This is a genomic window from Acidipila sp. EB88, from assembly GCF_003858395.1.
Classification (GTDB): Bacteria; Acidobacteriota; Terriglobia; order Terriglobales; family Acidobacteriaceae; genus EB88.
Window position 1 is genome coordinate 3378464 of sequence record NZ_QWEV01000005.1, and the last position, 23433, is coordinate 3401896.

General features: G+C 54.9%; 21 protein-coding genes and 1 pseudogene. 16 read left to right on the forward strand and 6 right to left on the reverse strand.

What is annotated here, in order from left to right:
- Positions 1–3: 3 nt before the first annotated feature.
- From D1Y84_RS14305 to D1Y84_RS14325, 5 genes are all read left to right on the forward strand, one after another.
- Positions 4–399: a hypothetical protein gene (locus tag D1Y84_RS14305; protein ID WP_124849292.1), complete on the forward strand. Its 396-nt coding sequence runs from the start codon at positions 4–6 to the stop codon at positions 397–399.
- Between the two features lie 80 nt (positions 400–479).
- Complete coding sequence (locus D1Y84_RS14310) at positions 480–1769, forward strand: DNA cytosine methyltransferase (protein ID WP_124849293.1); 1290 nt, start codon at positions 480–482, stop codon at positions 1767–1769.
- A gap of 6 nt (positions 1770–1775) precedes the next feature.
- The gene (locus tag D1Y84_RS14315; protein WP_124849294.1) at positions 1776–3308 is read left to right on the forward strand and encodes an ATP-binding protein; all 1533 of its coding nucleotides are present in this window, start codon (positions 1776–1778) and stop codon (positions 3306–3308) included.
- Between the two features lie 9 nt (positions 3309–3317).
- On the forward strand, positions 3318–5534 hold the full coding sequence (locus tag D1Y84_RS14320) for a Z1 domain-containing protein (RefSeq protein WP_124849295.1): 2217 nt from the start codon (positions 3318–3320) through the stop codon (positions 5532–5534).
- A gap of 1 nt (position 5535) precedes the next feature.
- Positions 5536–6528 (forward strand): PD-(D/E)XK motif protein, encoded by a 993-nt coding sequence (locus D1Y84_RS14325; RefSeq protein WP_124849296.1) that lies wholly within the window; start codon positions 5536–5538, stop codon positions 6526–6528.
- Positions 6529–6571: 43 nt separating this feature from the next.
- On the opposite strand, the gene D1Y84_RS14330 is transcribed toward D1Y84_RS14325, so the two are convergent.
- On the reverse strand, positions 6572–7240 hold the full coding sequence (locus D1Y84_RS14330; RefSeq protein WP_158615497.1) for a hypothetical protein: 669 nt from the start codon (positions 7238–7240) through the stop codon (positions 6572–6574).
- Positions 7241–7438: 198 nt separating this feature from the next.
- Positions 7439–8620, reverse strand: a complete 1182-nt coding sequence (locus tag D1Y84_RS14335) for a hypothetical protein (protein WP_124849298.1) — start codon at positions 8618–8620, stop codon at positions 7439–7441.
- A gap of 246 nt (positions 8621–8866) precedes the next feature.
- Here D1Y84_RS14335 and D1Y84_RS14340 point away from each other — a divergent pair, with 246 nt between their 5' ends.
- Positions 8867–9490: a recombinase family protein gene (locus D1Y84_RS14340; RefSeq protein WP_233581429.1), complete on the forward strand. Its 624-nt coding sequence runs from the start codon at positions 8867–8869 to the stop codon at positions 9488–9490.
- Positions 9491–9546: 56 nt separating this feature from the next.
- Positions 9547–9933 carry an HNH endonuclease signature motif containing protein gene (locus tag D1Y84_RS14345; RefSeq protein ID WP_124849300.1) on the forward strand — a complete coding sequence of 129 codons (387 nt, stop codon included), beginning with the start codon at positions 9547–9549 and terminating at the stop codon, positions 9931–9933.
- A 70-nt stretch (positions 9934–10003) separates the two neighbouring features.
- Here D1Y84_RS14345 and D1Y84_RS14350 read toward each other — a convergent pair whose 3' ends face one another.
- The 3 genes from D1Y84_RS14350 to D1Y84_RS19005 form a co-directional block, all read right to left on the reverse strand.
- A complete protein-coding gene (locus D1Y84_RS14350; RefSeq protein ID WP_124849301.1) occupies positions 10004–10426 on the reverse strand; it encodes a hypothetical protein in 423 nt (140 codons plus the stop codon).
- Positions 10427–10459: 33 nt separating this feature from the next.
- Positions 10460–11194, reverse strand: coding sequence for a dienelactone hydrolase family protein (locus tag D1Y84_RS14355; RefSeq protein ID WP_124849302.1), 735 nt, complete (start codon positions 11192–11194; stop codon positions 10460–10462).
- A gap of 152 nt (positions 11195–11346) precedes the next feature.
- Positions 11347–11718, reverse strand: coding sequence for a helix-turn-helix domain-containing protein (locus tag D1Y84_RS19005; RefSeq protein WP_124850167.1), 372 nt, complete (start codon positions 11716–11718; stop codon positions 11347–11349).
- Positions 11719–11801: 83 nt separating this feature from the next.
- On the opposite strand from D1Y84_RS19005, the gene D1Y84_RS14365 reads away from it, so the two are divergent.
- The 6 genes from D1Y84_RS14365 (at position 11802) to D1Y84_RS14390 (ending at position 17878) form a co-directional block, all read left to right on the forward strand.
- On the forward strand, positions 11802–12722 hold the full coding sequence (locus tag D1Y84_RS14365; protein ID WP_124849303.1) for an NADP-dependent oxidoreductase: 921 nt from the start codon (positions 11802–11804) through the stop codon (positions 12720–12722).
- A gap of 155 nt (positions 12723–12877) precedes the next feature.
- Positions 12878–13333, forward strand: coding sequence for a MarR family winged helix-turn-helix transcriptional regulator (locus D1Y84_RS14370; RefSeq protein WP_124849304.1), 456 nt, complete (start codon positions 12878–12880; stop codon positions 13331–13333).
- The gene (locus tag D1Y84_RS14375; RefSeq protein WP_124849305.1) at positions 13323–14447 is read left to right on the forward strand and encodes an NAD(P)/FAD-dependent oxidoreductase; all 1125 of its coding nucleotides are present in this window, start codon (positions 13323–13325) and stop codon (positions 14445–14447) included. Before D1Y84_RS14370 ends, D1Y84_RS14375 begins: the two co-directional genes overlap by 11 nt.
- A gap of 124 nt (positions 14448–14571) precedes the next feature.
- Positions 14572–15762, forward strand: a complete 1191-nt coding sequence (locus tag D1Y84_RS14380; RefSeq protein ID WP_124849306.1) for an acyltransferase — start codon at positions 14572–14574, stop codon at positions 15760–15762.
- Positions 15763–16079: 317 nt separating this feature from the next.
- Entirely contained in the window at positions 16080–17078 is a 999-nt protein-coding gene (locus tag D1Y84_RS14385; RefSeq protein WP_124849307.1) for a hypothetical protein, read from the forward strand.
- 206 nt (positions 17079–17284) lie between these two features.
- Positions 17285–17878, forward strand: a complete 594-nt coding sequence (locus tag D1Y84_RS14390; protein WP_124849308.1) for a TetR/AcrR family transcriptional regulator — start codon at positions 17285–17287, stop codon at positions 17876–17878.
- A gap of 34 nt (positions 17879–17912) precedes the next feature.
- Here the strand turns inward: D1Y84_RS14390 and D1Y84_RS14395 are convergent, their stop codons facing one another.
- Positions 17913–19526: a DHA2 family efflux MFS transporter permease subunit gene (locus tag D1Y84_RS14395; RefSeq protein WP_124849309.1), complete on the reverse strand. Its 1614-nt coding sequence runs from the start codon at positions 19524–19526 to the stop codon at positions 17913–17915.
- Positions 19527–19951: 425 nt separating this feature from the next.
- On the opposite strand from D1Y84_RS14395, the gene D1Y84_RS18520 reads away from it, so the two are divergent.
- The 3 genes and pseudogenes from D1Y84_RS18520 (at position 19952) to D1Y84_RS14405 (ending at position 23353) form a co-directional block, all read left to right on the forward strand.
- Entirely contained in the window at positions 19952–20377 is a 426-nt protein-coding gene (locus tag D1Y84_RS18520; protein WP_233581430.1) for a beta-ketoacyl synthase N-terminal-like domain-containing protein, read from the forward strand.
- A pseudogene (locus D1Y84_RS18525) lies at positions 20290–21047 on the forward strand (beta-ketoacyl synthase N-terminal-like domain-containing protein). Before D1Y84_RS18520 ends, D1Y84_RS18525 begins: the two are co-directional and overlap by 88 nt.
- Before the next feature lie 83 nt (positions 21048–21130).
- A complete protein-coding gene (locus tag D1Y84_RS14405) occupies positions 21131–23353 on the forward strand; it encodes a GH92 family glycosyl hydrolase (protein WP_124849310.1) in 2223 nt (740 codons plus the stop codon).
- Positions 23354–23433 lie beyond the last annotated feature (80 nt).

Sequence of the window (23433 nt, forward strand, 5' to 3'; positions counted from 1 at the left end):
ATCATGCCGAAGCAGGACATTTTCTTCGAAGAAACGGTCGCGGGGACTCGAATCGAAGTGCTGAAGTCTTACGATGAAGCGTACGCACGCGAAGCGTTCGACAATATGAACGAAGAAGCACGGGAGCATCTTTGGGCTGCTCTCAGGCCAGAGGAAACTTATGACTCGGCAGGGCTGCCAAAGCTCAATGATTCCGAGGATGTAAACGATGAAGCAGGCGCCTTCCTTTGGGACGAACTTGTCGATCAGGCCCTCGAAGATCCACGTGCAGTTCCGCGCGTGAGTTCGTTCTTCATCGTGAATGAAACGGCAGATAGCCACACGGCAAGCCTTTATGTATCCCCCGACTGGCCTAGTGCTGAACGTTATGCCAAAGAACGGCTTTCCGCTGCGGCATAGATGTCCTCTGCGATATCCTCTGATACGCACATCTTTTGGTGCGAAAGTTTTCACGTTTCATCAGGATATGAGACCGCATAATGCGCTTTATTGATTTATTCGCGGGGCTAGGGGGCTTTCATGTAGCCATGGCCAACGCAGGCCACGAATGCGTGTTTGCGAGCGAACTCGACCCAGAACTGCGGGATTTATATGAGAAGAACTTCGGAGTGCAACCGAAGGGCGATATCCGCGACGTCAAGCTTTCGTCCATTCCCCAACACGACATACTATGCGCGGGTTCACCATGCCAACCCTTTTCAAAGGCAGGTGCACAGCCTGGACGAGAATGCCCGAAGTGGGGCGATCTCCTCGATTATGTAATCAAGATCTTGAAGTACCGCAAGCCGCAGTTCTTCATTTTGGAGAACGTACCGAACCTCGGCAAGCATGCGAACGGCTCTACCTTTACATTCCTCCGCAAGGAACTAGAGGCGGCTGGATATGCAACTGATTACGCTTATCTATCTCCACACCACTTTGGAGTGCCGCAGATTCGTGAGCGAATCTTTATCGTAGGTTCGCGGTCTCCCATCGTCGCCTTTCAATCCCCGAGACCTTCTGCGCCGGTGCCGGTGTCGTTACAGTCAATTTTGGATTCGGCTCCAAAGGAAGCGCGTCCAGTCCCCCTACATCATTTAGAAAATCTGAAGGTCTGGCAGCAGTTCCTAGATGCCTCTCCTAAGGACAGGGAACTGCCCTCGTTTCCAATTTGGACAATGGAGTTTGGAGCTACCTATCCGTTCGAGGAAACTACTCCTTTCTCTACTTCATGGCGGAAGCTGAGGTCGTTCAAAGGCTCTCATGGCCAACTCTTGTCGGGCCTAAACGAAGAGGCGATTTTGGCTGCTTTACCCTCCTATGCACTTGAAGAAGTTCAAGTGTTTCCAAAATGGAAGGTCGACTTCATTCGTCAGAATCGTGAGTTCTATCGCACGAACAAAAAGTGGGTAGACCCATGGCTTCCAAAGATCCTCGAGTACTCTCCAAGCCTTCAAAAATTTGAGTGGAATTGCAAGGGCGAGGTACGGAACCTCTGGAAACATGTGATTCAGTTTCGCGCTTCCGGTGTTCGGATCAAGAGGGCAACGAGCGCGCCTTCTTTAGTCGCTTTCACGACCACTCAAGTCCCTGTGATCGGTTGGGAGAAGCGTTATATGACCACGCGCGAGTGTGCTCGTCTGCAAAGTCTAGGATCTTTGAAACACCTACCTAGTGCTCAGGGGCGCGCTTATAAGGCGCTCGGCAATGCAGTGAATTCCCACGTTGTTGAACAGATGATTGGAGCATTGATGCAGGCGACCTCTGAAAGGGCAGTGCTTCACGCATAGGGGGCTGTGATCGAAGACAAAGTAGACATACGGCCCGGGGTCAGCGTCTTAGGAATCCTTCGATATCTCAACTACAAACCTTGGTATGCGCTTGGAGAATTCGTCGACAATTCTGTTCAGAGCTTCCTCTCGAACCGCACAGCGATTGAGCAGGTGGACGGGAGCAGTGTTCGACTCAAAGTCTCAATCGATTTAGATCCTCATCCCAATCACCCCCAAATTCGTGTACGGGACAACGGTGCAGGTATTGCAGCCGTAGCGTACAGTCGAGCTTTCCGACCGGCTGCCATACCAGACGATCGCAGTGGCCTCTCTGAGTTTGGAATGGGGATGAAGAGCGCTGCGTGTTGGTTTGCACCACGATGGAGCGTCAGGACTTCAGCGCTCGGAGAATCCGTAGCAAAGACCGTAGCGTTCGACATCGCTACGATAGTGCGTGATGATATTTCCGAATTGACGATCAAACAAATACCTGAACGTCCGGAGCGGCACTATACGGAAATAGTTTTGGACGACGTCTTCCAGATGCCCGTTGGACGAACAGTTGGAAAGCTCAAAGAACACCTGGCCGACATCTACAGAGTCTTTTTACGCAATGGTGAGTTGGAGCTTTGCTTTAACGGAGAAACGCTCCGATACGAGGAGCCGAAAGTTCTCCAAGCGCCTTCCTATAAGGAAAAGAATGGGGAGCCCCTTCTTTGGCGAAAACAGATTCAATTTGATCTCGGCCACGGCATGCGTGTGGACGGATTTGCCGCGCTTAGGGCGACCGCCAATGTCGCGAAAGCCGGTTTCGCGTTGTTTCGTCGTAATCGAGTGATTGAGGGAAGCGGCGACGAAGGCTACCGACCCCACCAGGTGTTTGGAAATTCAAACAGCTATCGCTATCAGAGGCTCTTTGGGGAACTGAACCTTCATGGGTTTGACGTAAGTCACACGAAGGACGGTTTCCGATGGGACGAGAATGAAGAGCCGTTCCTCGATTTACTCAGAGAGCATCTGGATAGTGACGAACTGCCGCTTCTCAAGCAGGCGGAAAATTATCGAGTGCGCGAATCCAAGCAACAACTTCTCAGGAGCGCCCAGCATGCAGTAACCAACACCGCCGCCGCGATGGAATCGCGGCTCGAATCGGTTCTTCCTCAGGTGGCAGGCGAACCACCTACCGAAACGGGTCCAGTAATCGACGAAGTGGCTAAACCGCTTGCACAACGCAAGTTCAACCTAAAGTTTCGCGATGAGGAGTGGTGCATCGTCGTTGAGGTCAGTGACGACGCAGCCGAGAGCCAATGGCTCGTTGTCAGGAACGGCGTTCGAAGCCCAGGCGGTCCACGAGAGTTGCAGATTCAGATGTCAATCATTCATCCCTTCATGGTGCGCTACGCACAGGGCGATAGCGAGGACGTGGAGGCCTTTCTGCGTATGGGCGCCGCTTTAGCCTTAGCCGAGGTCACCGCGCGCGAGGCGGGTGTTAAAGGCGCAGGAACTGTGAGACGGAATCTCAACGAGATTCTCTCGGAAGTGCTGTCAGAAATTTAAGGAGAAGGCGTGGCGAGCAACAGCTTTGTTACTTTGGGAGACCCCTCGGAAAATGGCTCTACGGTTGTGATCGGCCCAGAAACCATGGACTTCTTCGACCGGATAGTTCCAGCTGACAGCCGCGACTCTGTGCGGAGTGATTGCATAGCAATTTTGCGCAAAGCAGTGCCGTCTACAGAACCCATTGGTTCTGAAACAGGCTTGGTGATTGGGTATGTCCAGAGCGGCAAAACGATGTCATTTGAAGCCGTAACCGCTCTTGCTAGGGACAATGCATACCAGGTTGTGATCGTTGTTGCTGGTACCTCGAATCCGTTGCTCAATCAATCTACTGATCGCTTGCGGCGCGATCTCGGCTTGGATGACGCCTCAAGATCTCGACGCTGGCTTCAACTCACAAACCCGGATGACAGCGATGCTAACAGGCAAAAGATTCGAAACGTTCTCGAAGAGTGGAAGGAAGGAGACATCCCGGCATTCAGCCGCAAGACGGTCCTGATTACTGTCTTGAAACACCACCAGCGGCTTGCAAGTCTTACGACACTCTTGAGAAAGGTTGGGACCGATGGCGTTCCAACGCTGATTATCGACGACGAAGCGGACCAGGCAAGTCTGAACACGAACGTTTCGAAAGCATCGGAGAGTTCAACGTACGCGTCATTGATGCAGCTCAAAGCCGCTCTGCCGAACCACACCTACCTGCAATACACCGCGACGCCCCAGGCCCCGCTCTTGATCAGCTTAATCGACGCCCTCTCGCCAACTTTTGTACGAGTCATAAATCCGGGTGCGGCTTACGTTGGAGGAAAGGACTTTTTCGACGATGAGAAGCATTATGTGAGATTGATACCCCCTCAAGATATCCCTTCAAGGGATAACCCGCTGAACGGTCCTCCTGAGAGCCTACTCGACGCTTTGCGTATCTTCCTGTTGGGTGTGGCGGCCGGTCTAGAGACGAATGGCGGAACTGGAAATCGATCGATGTTGGTTCATCCTTCTCAATTGACCGTGCAGCATCAAGAGTTCTTTATCTGGGTGAAGAATGCCTTTGAACGCTGGAAAAGGGTACTGGGTTTAGCTGACTCTGATCCTGAGCGACGCGAACTCATAGAGGAATTTAGAGCTGTCTATGACGATCTAAAGGCGACAGCCGGGGACGCACTTGGAAGCTTCGACACCATTCAGGGGCACCTTAAGCGAGCCATGCGGCAAACTCAATATGAGCAGGTAAACGCCTCAGGTGGAGCTACCCCGCGGATTGATTGGGGGCAGTCTTACGGCTGGATCCTTGTCGGTGGCCAAGCCATGGACCGGGGCTTCACGGTCGAAGGTCTGACGGTCACGTATATGCCCCGAGGTAAGGGGGTAGGGAATGCAGATACCGTTCAGCAACGAGCCCGTTTTTTTGGCTATAAGCGATCGTACATAGGTTTTTGCCGCGTCTACTTGGGGCAGGCCACCATCGATGCCTTCGACGCATATGTTGAGCATGAGGAAGATATTCGGCAGCAGTTGAAGAAGTTCCAAGAACAGGGACGAGATCTTGGACAATGGAAGCGCGCGTTCATCCTCGATCGTGATCTAAGGCCGTGTCGTCAAAGTGTATTGGCCCTTCCATACATGCGTGGCGAACTAGCCGACAAATGGTTTGCGCCTGAAGTAGTGCTCGCGGTTGAAACTGTCCTTCAAGAGAACCGCCAAATTGTCGATGCGTTCATTAGCAAGCTTGGAACGTTCTCCGATATGGAAGGTGATCCACGAAGGACCGCTGTACAGAGGCACAGAGTGAGTCCAGCATTTTCGCTGAAACAGGTCTTGGAGGATTTGTTGACTCTATATCGCGTGGTCAACTCCATAGACTCACAGGAGTTTACTGGAATGCTCCTCCAAATCGATAAGGCACTAGAGGAGAATCCTGAGGAGCTTTGCCGAGTGGTGCTCATGAGCCCCGGAGAGCGAAGAACGCGTGGCGTGAACGAAGAAGGGGAGGTAACAAACCTCTATCAAGGTGCGTACCCGGTGAATCCTCCGGCTGTGAGGGGCAGCATCTACAGAGGTGATCAGTCCGTCTGCTTTCCTGATATTGTCACCGTACAGATTCATCAACTGGATCTCTTTCAAGAGAACGATGGCATAAGACTTCGTGTTGCATCGGACGTACGGGTTCTCGCGACCTGGATACCAGCAAGACTTGCTAAGGGCTGGCTTGTGCAGGCGGGGGGCTAGCATGAACTTGCTTGCCCTGTTTCAAGCGTTAGAATCGCCTGATGAACCGGGCCTGCCGATCGCCACTTTCTCGGTCGCGCCCGTTGAGGGTTTCACTTCGTTCATGGTCGGAAAAGATGGCAGGGGCCGCGGTGCGTTGCTCGTTGCCGGCGCCCACAAGGTCAATCTCCCTGCCATCAAGCTTCAAGCAGTGGAGGCTTATTTCGGCTTGCGCTGTTCATTACAGACTTCCGGTCAAGAGCCCACGTCCACGCGACTTAGCATCATTCAATGTCCCGTCTCCGACGACGAAACGATTCGATTCTTCTTCTCGATTTGCGCGACGCTCGTGAGCTTGCTAGGTGACAATCCGACGTCAGATGATCTCTGGGCATCGGTCAACCGCATTGCCTCTTTGTTCCAGAAGCTGCTGAGGGCCCCCAAGCGCTCTCTAGATGGTCTCTTCGGGGAGATCTTTATTATCTGGCAGAGCGTCAATCCGTTGTCGGCGATCCGTTTGTGGAGATTGACAGAGGAGGCCAGGTTCGACTTCGTAGGGGAGAGGCTTCGGCTGGATGTCAAAACAACATCCAGTCACCACCGAAGTCATGTTCTCTCTTTTGAGCAGACCAATCCTCCCGCTGACACCATTGGGATCTTTGCGTCGCTTTTTGTCGAACAAGTAAATAGCGGCACTTCTCTGGGGGATTTAATCGAGGATTTGGAGGAACGATTGTCCTCCGAGCCGGAACAGATCTTCAGGCTACAGGAGCAACTCGCGGCGACCCTCGGTGCCACCCTGCACACTGCTTTAGCTGCCAAGTTCGATGTGCAGTTGACAACCGATAGCTTGCGGTTTTTTAAAGCAGTTGACGTTCCTGCCATTCGTGGTGAGTCACCGATGGGAGTAAGTGACATTCACTTTAGGAGTGATTTCACACAAGCCTTGACTTCTGAACTCAATGTTTTAATACAAGAGGCTCCAGAACTCGCGGCGTTCTCGGCACGGTATTGATTCTTGGTTGAAGTCTACAAACTTCCATGGTGGAACCGTTTCTCTAGGCTCGGTGTTCCTCTGCCTGTTCAGATCGCCACTCCTCTAAAGCTTCACGGAGTTCAGCCTCCTGCACCCCGACCGATAAATGGTTGATCAGTCGGACTCGATCAAAGACTAGACCTTCCACCTCGCGATTGATGTCGTGCCATAGATCGTCTAAGATCACGCACGGCACTGCGAACGCGGGTACTGGATCGTTTGCCCAGTGGATGTATTGCCTCCACGAACTCATAGGCAACTCCCTTGTCTTCTTTCGCCAGTCATGGCCGGCTGCACACTGAGACAAGACGACTAGTTGTCCTGAGCGGCGGCCGTCGAAATCAGGCTCCGCAAACGGCTTCCAACATATGATGTCGACACCGCGGTCCTTGTACCGAGCAGATGGAGCTTCAGCAAACCGTTCCCGCAACAGATCAGCTACTTGTTTGACGCGTTCTGCAATCGCGGTCTCAACATCATCGAGAACTGGCCAGCCAAAGACAAAGAAAGGACCGCCAATATGCTGGCTGATTGCCTCTGCGGTCATTCGCTCGAAAAGCTTGGGCTTGCTGCCAGTCTGATTTGAGGCCCCATATAGAGAAAACAGCAGGCAAACTTCATACTCCAGTCGAGCGTCAGTGACGAGATCGTTTCGTGCGACAAGATCACCTTCAAATTCAAAGAACTTCAAGACATACATCTGGTGCCGCGCACGAAGATGCCTCCAGACATCCGATACGAAGGCCTCGCCTGGTTCAGTCCCGCTTGAATCTCGGACAATGGAGGTCACTCTCGATCGTGAAAAAGAGGCCTCTCCGAGACTTAGCTCTAATTCGACCCAATCTGCCACCCGAGAAGAGTCATCTGCATCGTCCAATGACAGCATCGATCACTCCTTCACCGTTTTGTAGACCTGGGACGCCGTTGCTGCGCACTTCTCCGCTTCCGCGATCACATCGGCTGTCTTGTGGCGATGCGCAACACCCAAAGCTTTTTCTAGCTTTGTGTTTGCAGTACCCAAAAGGCTCCGGATCATCGACTCTTCGCCATCCGTCAATTCATAAGCCTCACGGAGGTCACGGGTCTTCCTCAGGTATGCAATTGCGCTGGGACTGGCCACTACATGAGAGAGATAGTTGGTGATGTCACGAGATTCCTTAATAACCGGTAAGGTCTTAGATCCCTCACCATAAATCCACGAAAGGAAATCCTGCAGGTTTGATAAATGAGTGTCGGGGATCGGGTGATCTAGTGGAACTTCGCTGAGAGGCAGAATCTTGCGATCGTCTGAGCGGGGAGTTGGCTTTGACCAACCGAGGAACAGCTTCACATTCCGTTGGCCTATGGCCAACAGCATGTACGAGAAATCTTCTTTAGCTCTAGATATGTCGAGGTCGAGTTCGAGCCGCGCCTGCTCAAGAACTTTATAAGAAATAGCGTTCTTTAGAACTCCTTGGGACCGGTCTCCCACCTCGCGCTCGATGTCCTCGATCGTATAGTCCTCGTCGAGCATCGCCGATATATATCGAGCCTTGGCGTAGCTATCCCACTTCTTATTGCCAGTGATGTGGCGAACACCAAGATAGGGAAGGACCTCTTTCCTAGTGGGATAGATGATCACCGGGAGTTCGTCGAGGTCTTCACGCACTTTCGCGCTGATCTCTGGCCAGGTACGAATCCGCAGTTTTTGCCTAGTGACCTGATCTCTCAGAATACGCGCCGTCGCCAGTCTCCTGTTTCCTTCAACAACAGTGAAACGGGTATTCGGATGTTGAATAAAGGCTATGTATTCCTTGCTCGGGGGCTGTCCTGCTGAAGGCGCTAACCGTGCTAGATCACCTTGCGGGATCGCGACCAACGGTTCCTCGTCAAAGTAGCCATTCTGGCCCATCGGAGTTGCAATCTCATCGAGGTCGAAATGGCTGAAGAGGTGCTGAAGCAGAACATCCTCAGGCTTTCCCTGGACCTCTTCAGGGAGGCGTGGATTGTCGGGGTCGAGATGTAGATGACCAATCGGAACGTTCAGCAATGGCCGTTTTCGTCCCAATCCTGCGGCGGGGTGCTTAGACATTTGTCTCACTCAGCGACAGCGATATCGCTGTCGCGTGTCGTCCTCCACCATTGGTGGTATTCAGTTCTTATGATACCTGTTGCTCGCCACATTCGACGCGCCGTAGCCCCGTAGCGTAATGGTTCCAAGGGAACAGTGAAGAGGGATCGACTGAGGTATTGCAATTGGGTATACCGTATCGCCACGTTGCAGGACCCCACGGAAATACCGTGGCATAGGGTTATTTTCTGGTTTATGCTACAGGGAATGCCGAAGGTAGTAAAGCCTATTGCGACACATCACCCGCCGAAGGGACAGACGGTGGGGTACGTGCGGGTGAGCAGCTTCGAACAGAACGAGAGTCGGCAGCTCGAAGGGCTGACACTGGATCGCGTGTTCCTGGATAAAGCCTCGGGCAAGAACATTCAACGCCCGCAACTCGAAGCCCTGATGAAGTTCGTTCGGGAAGGCGACACAGTTGTTTGTCACTCGATGGATCGCCTCGGCCGCAATCTCGTGGATCTCCGAAAGACGGTTGGGGAGCTGACTTCGCGCAAGATCGGCGTCCGCTTCATTAAAGAGAACCTGACGCTGACCGGCGACGACTCGCCGATGGCAACGCTGCTCCTTAATATGATGGGCTCGTTCGCGGAGTTCGAAGTGGCGTGGAGCCGGGAACGCCAGCGAGAGGGAATCGAGCTTGCAAAGCGGGATGGGGTCTACAAAGGCCGCAAGCGTCTGCTGACACCGGATCGGGCGGCTGAGCTGACCCGTCGCCTGGGCGAGGGAGAAAGCAAAGCCGCTCTGGCACGTGAGTTCAAATTAGATCGGACGACGGTTTACCGCTACATCGGACGGGCAAAGGCAAAAGCTGAAAGGGCGGGGAAGTGACACGCCTCGTTCAAAGGGTGATGCATTGTCCGTGTGGGAATCCGAAGGTCCTGGCCTTGGGCCTGTGCTCAACCTGCTACACGCTGAAGCGGCAGGATGAGGAGTATTTTGGTGGGTTGCGTGAAGCTGTTTTAGAACGTGACGGCTACCGATGCCGCGTGTGTGATGCCTCCGGTCGCGACAAGCGGTCGATCATCGTTCACCACCGGGTACCCGGCAAGTCGGTCATGAACCTGATGCTTTCTCTTTGCCCTGGCTGTCACGCCAAAATCCACCGCACAAAGGCGGTTCTTTCGGTTGTGCCGCCGCTCCTTCTGCAACTATGGCGTGAGCAGCATCCTGAAGGCCACGAACAAAAGCAGCTAGATTTTAGCTCGAAGAAGCCTGCGGAGAAGCTCGTCCCGCTCTTCAAAGACGAAACCTCTAGTGGCAGCCGGACCTAGTGGTGGTTTCGTTAATCTTCCAGCTTCCCAAAACGGCGTTTTATGAGGACGTACCTGCTGACCCTTGTTCTTAGGAAGCTGTGCTTCCGACGGGGACGGCCTGCTTGAACTTGATGGACATGGTGTGCTTTGGAACGCCATTTGTGGCTGGCGGTCTCTTCAGAAAAGCACCGGCCTCAGAGTCCTGCTTCAAATAGAAGTCGAGAAAGGCTTTTGTGTAACGCATCATCCAGGCATACCCCTCAACCCCATCTTCGCGGTCATAGTCTGCGACCTGGAGATTGGAAAGTTCCTGCTCCCATAGCTCTGAGTTTCGATAAGCGATAGAGCAGAATTCTGGGTGGAAAAGTCCAAGCATGCGAACCGTGATTAAGTCGCCATGAGCCCATCGGTTGAGGACGTTCGGTCCCTGGGAATGGAACCGTTGATCAAGCCTGTCCTGAGCATCCAAGGATTGATCTCCCTCTTCAAAATAGAGGAACGGAATACGCATCTGATCCGGGTGAACAGTACCTGCGTCTTCGACCTAACCTGGGAAGTAGCGTTCGCTACCATCCAAAGACACTAGCGCTTTGATTCGAGGGTCTGCCGAAGCCGCAAAGAGATTTGATAGCCCTCCCCAGCTGAAGCCTAAAGCAGCCACCTTCGTCATATCCGTATCCGGCAACGAGGCTGCATAGTTCACCAGAAATTCCACATCCTGAGCTTGGGCTTTCACTCCCGCCAAGTCAGGAGTGGACTCACTCGAATCCCTTCCCATACCGGGGCTCGCAAGAACGATGTAGCCATAACTCGCTAGGTATTCACAGAGGTCAGCGTTCTCCCAAGGTGTCGAGCTGAAACTTGGAGCATAAATCACTACCGGAAGCCGACCGCCTTCGGGCTGAGCATCACGTATGGCCGAGAGGCTCTGTTTTAGGGAGGACTGCAGCCAGGTCTTGAGCAACTCACCATCGCGTGTCTTCTGAGGCCTGCCGAAGCTCACCTCTGTAGACATCAGCTCAAGATAGTCGCCCATCGTCATCGCTGGCTGTTTGCTGGGCTTCGCAGGGTACCAAACCAGCGTCTGCAGTGGGCGAAATCCCGCCGTTGCGCGTGTGGAGCCGAAGCTGCGTTCACGATCATATTGCTCTACGATTCTCAAACCAACCGCGTGCGGCCCGGGCTTCACGTGGAAATCTACCTCATAAGCCTGGGCAAATGCATGCTGCCCGATACCCGCGATCAAGCAAAACAACAAAGCCAGTTGGCGGAAAGACATGGACTACTCCTCCGGAAGTCATTCCTACGGAGTACGTCATGAATGCGGTATTTGTTCAAGCCGAATCGCGTTTGTCCCGACAAGTCGCATTATCGTCAGCTATGCCAACTTTCCGGAACGGCCTTTTACGGTACTTACCGGCTCGGTGCCTATTAAGGCCGACGTGAATCGAACGCGTTTCGCGCGACCGTTATCTCTGTTCGATGATCTTCTGCCCAAGTCACTAGCGCTCGTATCGGCTTGACGAGCGAAACCCCCAGACTCGTCAGCGCATATTCCACCTTCGGCGGAATCGTGGGATAGAGAGTCCGTGTCACTGCTCCATTACGCTCCAGGTCACGAAGCGTTTCCGTCAGCATGCGCTGGCTGATACTGCGCACAGCTCGCTTCAACTCTGAGAATCTCGAAGGGCTCTGTTTTGCAAGCTCCAAAATGACCAGCACAGACCATTTATCTCCGACCTGGCTCAGGATGCCTCGAACAGGGCAAGGATGGTCTTCAGCGGTTTTGACGGTTACCTTCATGTGCCTTGGGCGGGAAAAACTGCCGTCTTCCACAATAACTGATCTCTGCACATAATGAGACGAAGTTACGAAAAGGAACCGACATGAGAGCAATCACTTTGCATAGCTACGGAGGCCCAGGCGGCTTTCAATTTGAAGAACTGGATCAACCACAACCCCGCGCTGGCGAGGTTCTCATTCGCCTTTGCGCCTCCACAGTAGACCCCGGCAACGTGAAACGTGCCATGGGTCAGATGCGGGCGTTCACGCCAGAACTTAAGTTCCCTTGGATTGCCGGGGCTTCCATATCCGGGCTCGTCGTCGAGGTTGGAGATGGCGTAAGGGATTTCAAAAGTGGCGATGAAGTCTTCGGCTACCGAGGACTCGGGGGCGCCTATGCTGAGTACGTCGCAGTGGAGGTAAATGCCATTGGACAGAAGCCTGCGAACCTCACCCATGCCGAAGCAGCAGCAATCGCAGTGTCAGGACAGACTGCAGCCCTAGCGATGGATGCGGCAGCCATTCAGGCGGGACAAACCATACTCGTTCTCGGTGCGGCGGGATCGGTAGGAAGTGCCGCCGTTCAACTGGCAAAAGCACGCGGAGCAAATGTAATTGCGGTCTGCCGTAGCCGGAGCGTAGACCGCGTTCGCCGTCTGAACGCAGACACAGTGATTGATGGTGATGCTGTTTCATTCGAATCGGTGACACAGGGAGTCGATGCTGCCCTCGATACTCTCGGCGGCGAATTCGAAACGAGAACGATGTCTACCTTGAAACCGAATGGCACGCTCGTAGCACTCGTACATCCACCATCGCAGGAAAAAGCGCTGCAACGTGGAGTCCGCGCTGTTCTCGTGAGGACGGAAAGTCAGACCTCCAGTTTGATCTACCTTCGGGAGATGGCAGAGTCCGGCAAGATCAAACCGTACATCGGCCGAGCCTATACATTTTCGGAAGCAGCTCAAGGGTGGGAAGACTATGTTTCGAGACTCACCGATGGGAAGATCGTTATTGAATTTTGACGTATTGCCCCACCGTCCTACGTCTCGTAAATAACGATGAGTCGGCATATCAAAAGCGAGTCTTAAGTGGTGAGGACGTTTCTCGGCACCGGTCTGGCCACGCCCTCGTGGGAAGCTTATAGATATACTTGATATGCCAAGTATACAATGTCTGTATGAAGATTCGCTGGGATCCGTCCTCATCTGTTGCATATCAGGTCAATCTGGCTTTCCGCCTGTTGGCGCAGAGAAACGAGGAGGGCTTGCGTCCGCTCCAGATTGGAGTGGCCTACATACCGGTACTCGCCGCTATCGCAAATCTAGGGCCTCGCACCCAAAAAGAACTTGCGGAGATCGCCCATGTCGATCAATCAACAATGACGCTACTCTTGGGCCGAATGGAAAAGGCGGGGTTTATCGTGCGCTCTCCCAGCCCGCGCGATGGACGAGCTGTAATCGTTGACCTCTCCGATGAGGGAAAGGCGCGTGTCCCCGAGAGCAAAGCCATTGTTCTGGGAACCGTCCAGCGCGCGTTGCGTGGCTTCAGCAGCATAGAAACCAATACCTTACGGACTTTGCTTCAGAGGTTCATCACCAATCTTGAAACGCAGGAGACCGAGGATGAAACCTAGCCCAAATATCGCCATTATCGGTGGGGGCCCTGGAGGTCTGACTGCCGCTGTCATTCTGCATAAAGCCGGATGGAACGTCCGAGTCTTTGAGGCCGACGCCTCAGAACATGCGCGATCTCAGGGAGGGACTCTGGATCTGCATGCGGATTCAGGTCAAGTTGCTCTTGAGCGTGCAGGACTTCTTCATGAGTTCCGAAGCATCGCTCGCCATGAGGATCAGGGGACCCGATCCATCAACTGGCAGACGGGCAGTACACTACCAGCTGTGCCACGGGACGACTCCGGTGCTGATCGACCTGAAATCGACCGTGGGGTTCTGCGAGGTATGCTTCTGCGGGCACTGCCCGAGGAGCTTATGGAATGGAACAGTGCGCTCACAAGCGTCGAACAGAATGAAGACGGTTCTTTCACGTTGTACTTCCGCGATAGGCTGTCCCATGTCGCCGATGTTGTGATCGGAGCAGACGGGGCTTGGTCGGTCGTTCGACAGTACCTGACCGCGGCTGAGCCCATCTACACCGGGGTTACCTTCATGGAAGGCTGGATTGAAGACCCTACACCTGAGCAAGCTGGATTAGTGGGAAATGGATCCATGTTTTCATTCGGGCCCTCACAAGTGCTTGTCGCCCAGAAGAACGGCAGGGGCCGTATTTGTGTTTATGCTGCGCTGAAGCAGCCGAAAGACTTACTTCGGCGACGACTTGAGAGAGACAGCGCAAATGTGGTGGTGGAAGAGGCCTTTCAGGATTGGGCTGCTCCCTTACGTAGCCTGATCTCCGCCTGTCGGAAGTTTGTACCTCGATCCATCAACCACCTGCCTCTCGGCTTCGGATGGCCGCAACAGGATTCAATCACTCTGGTCGGAGATGCTGCGCACCTCATGCCGCCTCTAGGTGTCGGCGTTAACCTTGCCATGCTCGACGCTTCGGACGTGGCTCTAGCGATCACGGAGGGCAGCGATCTGAGGGAATCCATACGGAATTCGGAGTTAAAGGTTCGGGTGAGAGGTGGCGAACTGATGACGCAGACAATCTCCGCCTTCGACGAATGGTTCGCTTCTGAGGGTGAACCACTTATCGAAAAGGGCCACGATAGTTCAAGCGTCGATTGGTAATGTAGGTCGCACAGGCGGAAGGTTGCCGCGCAGACGCCATTTCCGAGATCGCTGCCCGCTGACTGGTGTGAGCGGCGTTTACGGGTAGCTACGATCCCTCTGCGGCCCGTATATTTGGGTGAACATGACCGTGACCTCTCCCGGGGTGCCGAAATCGGCCTATTATGTGGCGCTAGATGGCCTGCGCGCACTTGCAGTGATCATGGTGTTCTTCCAGCACTATGGTGCTGGTCACGCTTTCATCTTCGGTTGGGGATGGACTGGGGTCGACATCTTCTTCGTGCTGTCCGGCTTCCTCATAACGGGAATTCTCTATGACAGCCAAGCGAAGAGCCGTCGATACCGAGATTTCTATATCCGGCGTACCCTCCGAATCTTTCCGCTCTACTACTTCGTTTGGGCTGTGGTCCTCCTCCTGGCGCCGCTCGCTCATTGGCAATGGAACATCCGCTGGGCGCTCTGGCCTGCTTACCTTGGCAACTACGCTCGGTTCTTCTTTCTTCATCAACCCGGCGATCCGTACCGTTTCGACAAACTGACCTTTGGTGCACCGGTCAGTTCCTGGTTCGGTTATCCATTCCATCTATACATCGGGCACTTCTGGTCGCTGTGTGTTGAAGAACAGTTCTATTTGATCTGGCCCTTTGTCGTGTACCAGGTACGTAGACGGCAAACGCTGATCAAGATCTGCATGGCAGTGATCATCCTCAGCCCCATCGTGAGAGGCGCTCTAAGCGTAGCCCTCCCGCGCAAGCTTCTCGGAATGGAGCTGTTCTACCGGAGCCTCCCCACTCGGCTTGACGCCTTGCTTATTGGTGGGCTCGTCGCTCTTCTATTGAGAGGGCAAGAGGAAGTTGTTTTGCGTCGGCTCCGCCGCCCACTGCTGGCGGTCTCAAGCGCACTGTTCGTTGCGCTCTACCTCGTATCCACGAAGGTGCTTGCCCTACCGCTGGAAGGTTCGGCTTCAAGTTGGATCGGTGTGTTCGGGTTCACGTTGATAGATGTCTTCGCTGCTGCGATGATCCTCGAATGTATTCATCCTGGCAGCCTGCTTGGAACGCTTCTGAGCTGGAAGCCGCTCCGTGCGCTGGGGATCGTTAGCTACGGCTTCTACGTCTACCATGACCTTCTGCACGATCTGTACTCCGACTGGGCGCATCGGATCTCAGTTCAATATGCGTATCCGCTAACAATTCTGATCGCGTTTGCGGCGACTCTGCTCATCGCGACGCTCAGCTACAGGTTGCTTGAGAAACCCCTGCTGCGACTGAAGGACCGCTTCGCGGGTCAGGTTCACACCGCACCAACAATCTAAGACACTCGTCGGCTCCTCCAGCTGGCTATCGTCGGGACCGCGAAGTCGCACCGTGGGAAGTAACCTAGGGCCGGGAACCGACGAATGCGTCTTAAATGTCGATAACGATGGTGGTGATCCACGATACAGAATCAACGGTGTCAGACGTAAGTGTTTCCTTTTGTACAACATAGGAAACCAAGGCGGTTCGCGCTTGTCGAGAAGTGTTCTACGCGGTGGATAGGCGGAGGGACCACAGCCGCCCTGGCCCGACTTCTCACAGCGGCGTTTCTCGTTCCCTACCCTAAAGTCAATGTTGAACGGTATTGTGGGTAAGCATGAGGCGTCTTCCGCGTTTTCTCTCCTTCATAGTGCTGGCTGTTCTGGTTGTCACCCCGCAAGGCTCTTCTACCGCGCAGGTTCCGCAAGACGTCACAGGTCAGTGGATGCTCCAGCTTGGGAGGCGCACACTCTTCGTATTAGTTTTGGAGCCTTCGAACGGGCAAGCAGGACCTATTACGGGCAGCATGTCACGACCGGCACACTTCACCACTGCGGATGCTGTTTCGTTCTCGGATGTTCAAGGCCCGACGGAGGTGGATCGGATCGTGGCTTCGCGTTGGGAAGGGAACGTGCTGTCCTTCACAACGCAGAACCCGAAGGACGCTAGCGACAAAACAATCTACAGATTGACTCCTAAGGACAAAGATGACGTTCAGTTAAGAATTGAAGGTGTTCCCCTGCCTCCGCTCACATTCGTGAGACCGCAAGGGGATGCGACTGTATCGCAGGATTGGCATTCGGGCCAAAGGTATTCCCCGGACGATGACGCCCCGTCGAATCCGGCAATGAAGAAGATCTTCGATGAAGACCAGCGAGTTCGACTGTCCTACCCGAATATCGACTGGCCATCGGTCAACAAGTCCGACGCGATACGACGCACTGAAACCATGAAGCTTCTTACGGATGGTGCGCTCCATTCCGGAGAGGACTTCACCTGGGCTGCCCATATCTTTCAGCACGGTTCCGGCCCGGACGACTTCTTGCTAGCGCACACCTTGGCAATCGTCGCGGTTCGGAAAGGATACAGCGATGCGACCTGGATCGCATCCGCAACGCTGGACCGCTACTTGCAATCCATTAAACAGCCCCAAATATATGGCACTCAATTCATCACGCCTGATGGGAAACCCACAGCGCAAGACCCTTACAATCGAGTCCTGATCCCAGATGCTCTTCGCCGCCAGCTTGAGGTGCCTGACCTTGCAGCGCAGCAAACCCAACGTCAGCAGTACGACACTCAGCGTCATATCGGCAGCAAAGATGAGAAGCCATGACCAATCCGCAGACAATCGGTCGGTATCTCTAGGCGGTTAATAAAGCAAGTTCCTTTGTGTTTCCTTGATGCACTAAAAGCTGTTGACAGAGCGATCGTTGAGCAGAACAGCACCTTGAACCTCTCTGAGACCGAATGGTTCCTTTCGCATCTGATGATAATGAACGGCCGCGAGATGCGTCTAGTTTTGGCTCTTAGGAGGAGTCTATGAGCAAGGGTGAGGACACACGTCAGCGCATCGTGGAGATCGCTGCGCCCCTCTTCAACGAACGAGGCTTTGCCGGATGCTCTATGGCCGATGTGATGGAAGCCACTGGGCTTGAAAAGGGCGGCATATACAGGCACTTCGATTCGAAAGAAGCCCTCGCCGTGGAGGTCCTGAAGTATTCCGTGCGCCAAGCTTCCATTATGCGGAGCACAGAACTAAGTGACATTCCAAGTGCCATTGGCAAGTTGCGTCATGTCATCGGTCACTTCGTCGAGCGCCCTTCGCCGGTACGCGGCGGATGCCCGCTGCTCAATGCTGCCGTAGACTCGGACAATGGCAACTCGGCGCTCCGACTTCTGGCGAAGCGGGCCTTCGCGGATTGGCGCCGCAGCTTAGCCGAAGTGGTAGAGGCAGGCGTACGTAGCGGCGAGTTAAAGCCGGATGTCCAGGCCGATGAAGTCGCGGACTTCATTGTCGCGAGCCTGGAAGGGGCTCTCGTCCTCAGCAGATTAGAGCGCGGGCGAGCGCCTTTGCGCCGGGTTCAGAACATGCTTGAGCTTGTTCTCTCCTCCCTTCGGTTATGCAGTCTCTGAGGGAGAGTAGCCGTAATCCCAACCACCCGGCCGCTCAGTGGTTTGCTGGTGCCTTTCCACCGACCTTGAACTGCTTGGTCAGCAGCACAAGAGGCGCAGCGACCAGTGTCACCATTCCGAGAATAACGAAGCAATCCATAAACGCAAGCATCAAGGTCTGGTCGTGGAGTTGTTGATTCACTCGGGCATAGGCAGCTGTCAATGCGTCGGTATGCGAAAAGCCATGCGTCTGCAGGTATGCCGCTGTTTGTTGGATGGTGTCCTGAAGCATCCCTGAGGATGCGGGCAGATTATTGCCGACTCGCGCCTGATGAAAGCTCTGCCGGCGTTCGCTGACGGTGGTGATCAACGCAATCCCAAAGCTGCCACCCCAGTTGCGAAAGAAGTTCGTGAGCGATGACGCTTTGTTGTTCTGTGCAGGGCTGAGTTGCGAATAGGCGATTACACTCAGGGGAACGAAGAAGAAGGCGTAGCCAAGGCCCTGCAAAGCACGTGCCCATGCGTAGTGGCTGTAGTCTGTCTGCAGGGTAAAGCGGCTGTAATGCAGAAATGACAAGCCGACGACGATCAAGGCACCGAAGAGCAGGATGCGTGGATGAATGATGCCACGCTGCACGAGCTGGGCTCCCACAGGTGCGAGCAGCGTGATGACGAAAGCACCCGGGCCAAGTACCAGCCCAGCATCGATGGCGCGATATCCATAGAGGGTCTGCAGGATCTGCGGAATCATTGTCGTCGAAGCAAAGAGGCCAACACCGAAAACGAAGTAGAAGACGTTTGCAATGGCGAAGTTGCGGACCTTCAGCATTCTGAAATCGATCACCGGATCAGGATGATGGAGCTCCCAGAAGATAGCGGCAGTAATGCAGCTGACGCCGATGACAAACATCCAAAGGATGAATGCCGAACCGAACCAGTCGTCGATCTGCCCGCGATCGAGCAGGATCTCGAGTGCCGCTGAGCCTAGCGCTATCAAGGCGATACCGACACCATCGATCTGCAGCTTCCCTTCTTTTCTCGCAGTGCTTCGTTCCGCTGCGAACGAAGGTGGGTCATGCACGAAGCGATTTGTCAGAAACAAGGAGACGAGACCGACCGGGATATTGATGAAAAAGATCCAGCGCCAGTTGTAATTGTCCGTAATCCATCCACCCAGTACAGGGCCGATCGCAGGCGCCGTGACAATAGCAATGGTGTAGAGAGCAAAGGCGGAAGCGCGCTTAGCCGGCGGAAAGCTATCAACCAGGATAGCCTGCTCTACTGGAGCCAGACCGCCACCGCCAATCCCTTGCAGAACTCGCGCAAGCAGCATGATGTTGAGGCTTGGCGCGATGCCACAAAAGAAGGACGTAATCGTGAAAAGAGCGACGCAGGACATGTAGTAGTTCTTGCGTCCAAAGACTCGAGAAAGCCACGCCGACATGGGAAGAACGACTGCATTGGCAACAAGATATGTGGTGAGGATCCAGGTCACTTCGTCGTATGAACGGCCGAGGCCACCCGCGATATAGGGTAGGGAGACGTTTGCGATCGAGGTGTCGAGCAACTCCATGAAGGTTGCGATCGTCACGGTGAGTGCCACAACCCATGGGTTGATGCCGGATTGCCGAACCGCTTCGTGAGGCATCAAGCCGGTGGTAGTCGCCATAAACCCCTTTCAATAAGCGACCGTGTGGTCTCTTGTGCATCTGATTAAAGGGAGGCCACAGTCGGTGCAATAACTTTCAGGGAATTGACTGAAATGCTTTTGTGGACCCAGCTCACCTTAGAAAGAGGTTTGCTCACCGGTGAGTGCAGGGAATGACCTGCGCGCTCATGGGCGTTTGAGTCCGGGCCGGCCGGTCGGGGTGTACTCGATAAGGCGCAACCGAGGTGGAAGGCTGTACAGCATCACTCTGCAAGCGAACTTGGAGACGCGAAGTTCAACTCCTGCTCCGTAGCAGGACGACCTGCTACAACGGGTCATCAATAGCTAGAAGTTCGCCATCGTGTGGTGGCAAGTCATTATAAAAGTTTGAAGGGATGAGGAACGAGGGTCGTGTTGTTGTTACAGGCGTGGGGCTCGTTAGCCCCGTGGGTATCGGAATAGAGCAGACATGGACGGCACTGCGTGAGGGTCGATCCGGGATCGCTCCCATCCAGCTTTTTGATGCTTCCGCATTTCCTTGCCGCTTTGCTGGTGAAGTCAAAGACTTCGACCCTGAGGTCTTCATCGAACGCAAGGATGTGAAGAAGATGGGCCGTTTCATTCAGTTCGCGCTCGCCGCGACCCAGTTTGCTATGACTGACTCTGGGCTGAAGATGGCTGAGGAGGATGCGGAACGAGTCGGCGTTTATGTCGGTAGCGGGATTGGTGCTTTTGAGGTAATCGAGCGAGAACAGGAGAAGCTGCTGTCAAGGGGACCGGACGTGTGTCGCCGTTCTTCATCAATGCGTCCATCGTCAATCTGGCATCGGGACAGATCTCGATTCAATATGGGGCCAGCGGACCAAACCTGACGTGCTCCACCGCTTGTACAACGGGTGCACATGCCATTGGTGAAGCGTGGCATGTAATTCGCCGAGGTGATGCTGATGCAATGATCTGCGGCGGCAGCGAAGCGGCAGTTACTCCGCTTTCCGTTGCGGGTTTCGCCGCTATGCGAGCGCTCTGGACGCGAAACGACCGCCCTCAGACAGCCTCACGTCCGTGGGATAAGAGCCGTGACGGTTTTGTGGTGGGTGAAGGTGCCGGAATATTGATCTTGGAGTTGCTGGAACATGCGCAAAGCCGGGGTGCGAAGATTCTGGCCGAACTGGTCGGATATGCCGCAAACTCTGACGCATTCCATACCAATGCCCCGCCGGAGGACGGCAGAGGCGTGGGTCGCGTTATGCAGCTTGCCATCAAGCGCGCTGAGCTTCGATCCGAAGGTATTCAGTACCTCAATGCGCATGCCACCTCAACACCGCTAGGAGACTTCGCAGAAGCTCAGGCAATTATGGATACCTTCGGACGGTTTCAAAGACTTTGGCGGTCAGTTCGACTAAATCCATGACGGGCCATCTACTGGCAGGGGTCGGTAGTCTCGAGGCCGGAATCACGGTACTAGCGCTGCGGGATCAAATAGTTCCTCCACGACAAACCTCGAGGACAGCGGCCGCAGCCACTGGGTCGTCACAGCCCTGACGCTTCTACCTGGCTCTTTCGAATCGACACCGTCGCAATAGACAAGTCATTGCGTCCCTTGGTCTTATACCTGCGGAGCACGCATGCCACGAATCCTTTGCGCCAGTCTTCTTTTGATCACCTCCGCCCTTGGCCAGGTCTTGGCCCAGACTTCCATGGATCCGGTCTCGCAAGTGGATCCTTTCATCGGCACGCAAACCAGCGCGCTCAAGGACAATGGCAACACCGTACCCGGCGCGACGCTTCCGTTCGGCATGCTCTACTGGAGCCCCGACCCGATCGAAGGGATCTACCGCTACGAGCAGCCAGTGACAAGGGGTTTCAGCCTCATGCACCTGAGCGGCCCGGGCTGTGGCGTGTACGGTGACGTGCCCATCTTTCCGATGCTCGGCTTGCCCGCGCAGCCTCCTCCAGCACTGCCCTTACCGTACCAGGCAAGGTTTCGCCATGAAGATGAGGTCGCGCAACCAGGCTACTACTCTGTAAAGCTCGACTCGGGAGTCGACATCAGCATGGCCGCTGGCCTTCACTCGGGTATCAGCGAGGTGCGCTACCCTGCTGGCGGCGACGAGCACACACTGCTGCTCGATCTCAGCCGCAATCTCACGCACGTGAGTGACGCCAGCATCCAGATCGACGGAACGCATGTTTCGGGGTCGGTGGCTAGCGGCGGTTTTTGCGGCCTGCAGAATCACTACCGCATGTACTTCTCCCTGCGAGCCGAAGAGACACCTGCGCACGTAGGCACCTTCGATGAGCGTAGGTACGACCAGGCTGCAAAAGCAGCGCAAGGACCCCGTGCCGGCGGTTATCTTTCCTTCTCTCCGGCCACCGCCATTGTGCACTTCAAGGTCGGCCTCTCTTTTGTGAGTGCCGCCAATGCCGAAGCCAACCTGGCGCAGGAGATCCCCGGCTGGGACCTTGAGAAGGTCAGGCAGGCAGCCCGTTCCACCTGGGCCGACGCGCTTTCGCACGCGGTCGTCTCCGGGGGCAGCGCGGATGAACGCAAGGTTTTCTACACTGCCATGTACCACTCCCTGCTTCACCCCACTATCTTCAGCGACACCAACGGCGAGTACCTGGGGTTCGACGAGAAGGTTCACGTAGCCAAGGGGCGGCAGCAGTACGCGAACTACTCAGGGTGGGATATCTACCGAAGCCAGGTACAGCTCATCACCATGTTTTTCCCCAAGGTCGGCAGCGACATCGCGCAATCGCTTGTCGCGGATGCTGAAGAAGGCGGCGGATTGCCTATCTGGCCTGTGGGGAACGATGAGAGCAGCTGCATGGTCGGCGACCCATCCGACGGTATCCTCGCCAGCGTGTACGCCTTCGGCGGTCACGACTTCAACGCACCAGCTGCGTTGCAGGCGATGATACGCGGCGCTTCGGATCCTTCCGTGCACAGCCGCCTCTATCCCGAACGGCCCGGACTCGCCGAGTTTCTTTCCCGTGGATTTATCTCGGAATCCCCGGAGCATCCCGGTTCGGCATCTGTAACTCTGGAAGATGAGAGTGCGGATTTCGCCATTGCGCATCTCGCGCAGGAGCTTGGTGAGAAGTCCGTCGCGCAGCAGTTTCTTCACCGCTCCGGGCAGTGGCACGCACTCTTCGACCCTGAGACACGCTACATCCGACCAAGAGATGAAAGCGGTGCCTTTCTCCCCGCTTTCAAGCCCGAGAACTACGAGGGTTTCGTTGAGGGCAATGCAGCCCAGTACACCTGGATGGTGCCGTATGATCTCGCAGGCGTGGTCCGGGCCATTGGCGGACCCGGTGCTGTGAACACACGGCTGGATGCCTACTTCAGCCAGAACGGCAGCTACGCACTCAACCGCGGCCCTTTCTTCTACATCGCCAACGAGCCGAGCTTCGGCAATCCCTGGATCTATAACTGGTCCGGGGCACCCTGGCGCACGCAGGAGGTCGTACGGAAAACCCTGCGCGACCTTTTCGCCGCCAATCCTGCCGGAGAGCCAGGGAATGATGACCTGGGAGCAACTTCCTCGTGGGTGGTCTTCGCCAATCTCGGCCTATACCCGGAGATCCCCGGAGTCGCAGGCTTCACAATCAACAGCCCTGCCTTCTCAAAGATCAAGCTGAACTTCGACGGGCATGCCGTGAACATCGTTTCTCCCGGCGCTCCGGACAAACTCTATGTCCGTGGTGTCGCGGTCGACGGCAAACCATTGCAAAACTGGTGGATCGACTGGCGAACCCTGCGGAACGCAGGCACAGTGGCGTTTGACCTCGCTTCTTCACCCAACAAGCAAGCAGGCGAAGCTCCACCATCCTTTGCCCCGTAAAGGGCGCTCAATGGGACTCGGCGGCAGTGTATAAGCCACTGTCCGCCGACTGCCGTCCGAAAAGCTCAAGACTTAGCAGA

What these genes read in the sequence shown, in the direction of transcription:
- D1Y84_RS14390 (WP_124849308.1), top strand. Translation starts at nt 17,285, where the DNA reads ATGAGCAAGGGTGAGGACACACGTCAGCGCATCGTGGAGATCGCTGCG.
- D1Y84_RS14365 (WP_124849303.1), top strand. Translation starts at nt 11,802, where the DNA reads ATGAGAGCAATCACTTTGCATAGCTACGGAGGCCCAGGCGGCTTTCAA.
- D1Y84_RS14385 (WP_124849307.1), top strand. Translation starts at nt 16,080, where the DNA reads ATGAGGCGTCTTCCGCGTTTTCTCTCCTTCATAGTGCTGGCTGTTCTG.
- D1Y84_RS14340 (WP_233581429.1), top strand. Translation starts at nt 8,867, where the DNA reads ATGCCGAAGGTAGTAAAGCCTATTGCGACACATCACCCGCCGAAGGGA.
- D1Y84_RS14370 (WP_124849304.1), top strand. Translation starts at nt 12,878, where the DNA reads ATGAAGATTCGCTGGGATCCGTCCTCATCTGTTGCATATCAGGTCAAT.
- D1Y84_RS14305 (WP_124849292.1), top strand. Translation starts at nt 4, where the DNA reads ATGCCGAAGCAGGACATTTTCTTCGAAGAAACGGTCGCGGGGACTCGA.
- D1Y84_RS19005 (WP_124850167.1), bottom strand. Translation starts at nt 11,718, where the DNA reads ATGAAGGTAACCGTCAAAACCGCTGAAGACCATCCTTGCCCTGTTCGA.
- D1Y84_RS14375 (WP_124849305.1), top strand. Translation starts at nt 13,323, where the DNA reads ATGAAACCTAGCCCAAATATCGCCATTATCGGTGGGGGCCCTGGAGGT.
- D1Y84_RS14310 (WP_124849293.1), top strand. Translation starts at nt 480, where the DNA reads ATGCGCTTTATTGATTTATTCGCGGGGCTAGGGGGCTTTCATGTAGCC.
- D1Y84_RS14335 (WP_124849298.1), bottom strand. Translation starts at nt 8,620, where the DNA reads ATGTCTAAGCACCCCGCCGCAGGATTGGGACGAAAACGGCCATTGCTG.
- D1Y84_RS14355 (WP_124849302.1), bottom strand. Translation starts at nt 11,194, where the DNA reads ATGTCTTTCCGCCAACTGGCTTTGTTGTTTTGCTTGATCGCGGGTATC.
- D1Y84_RS14395 (WP_124849309.1), bottom strand. Translation starts at nt 19,526, where the DNA reads ATGGCGACTACCACCGGCTTGATGCCTCACGAAGCGGTTCGGCAATCC.
- D1Y84_RS14325 (WP_124849296.1), top strand. Translation starts at nt 5,536, where the DNA reads ATGAACTTGCTTGCCCTGTTTCAAGCGTTAGAATCGCCTGATGAACCG.
- D1Y84_RS14405 (WP_124849310.1), top strand. Translation starts at nt 21,131, where the DNA reads ATGCCACGAATCCTTTGCGCCAGTCTTCTTTTGATCACCTCCGCCCTT.
- D1Y84_RS14380 (WP_124849306.1), top strand. Translation starts at nt 14,572, where the DNA reads ATGACCGTGACCTCTCCCGGGGTGCCGAAATCGGCCTATTATGTGGCG.
- D1Y84_RS14350 (WP_124849301.1), bottom strand. Translation starts at nt 10,426, where the DNA reads ATGCGTATTCCGTTCCTCTATTTTGAAGAGGGAGATCAATCCTTGGAT.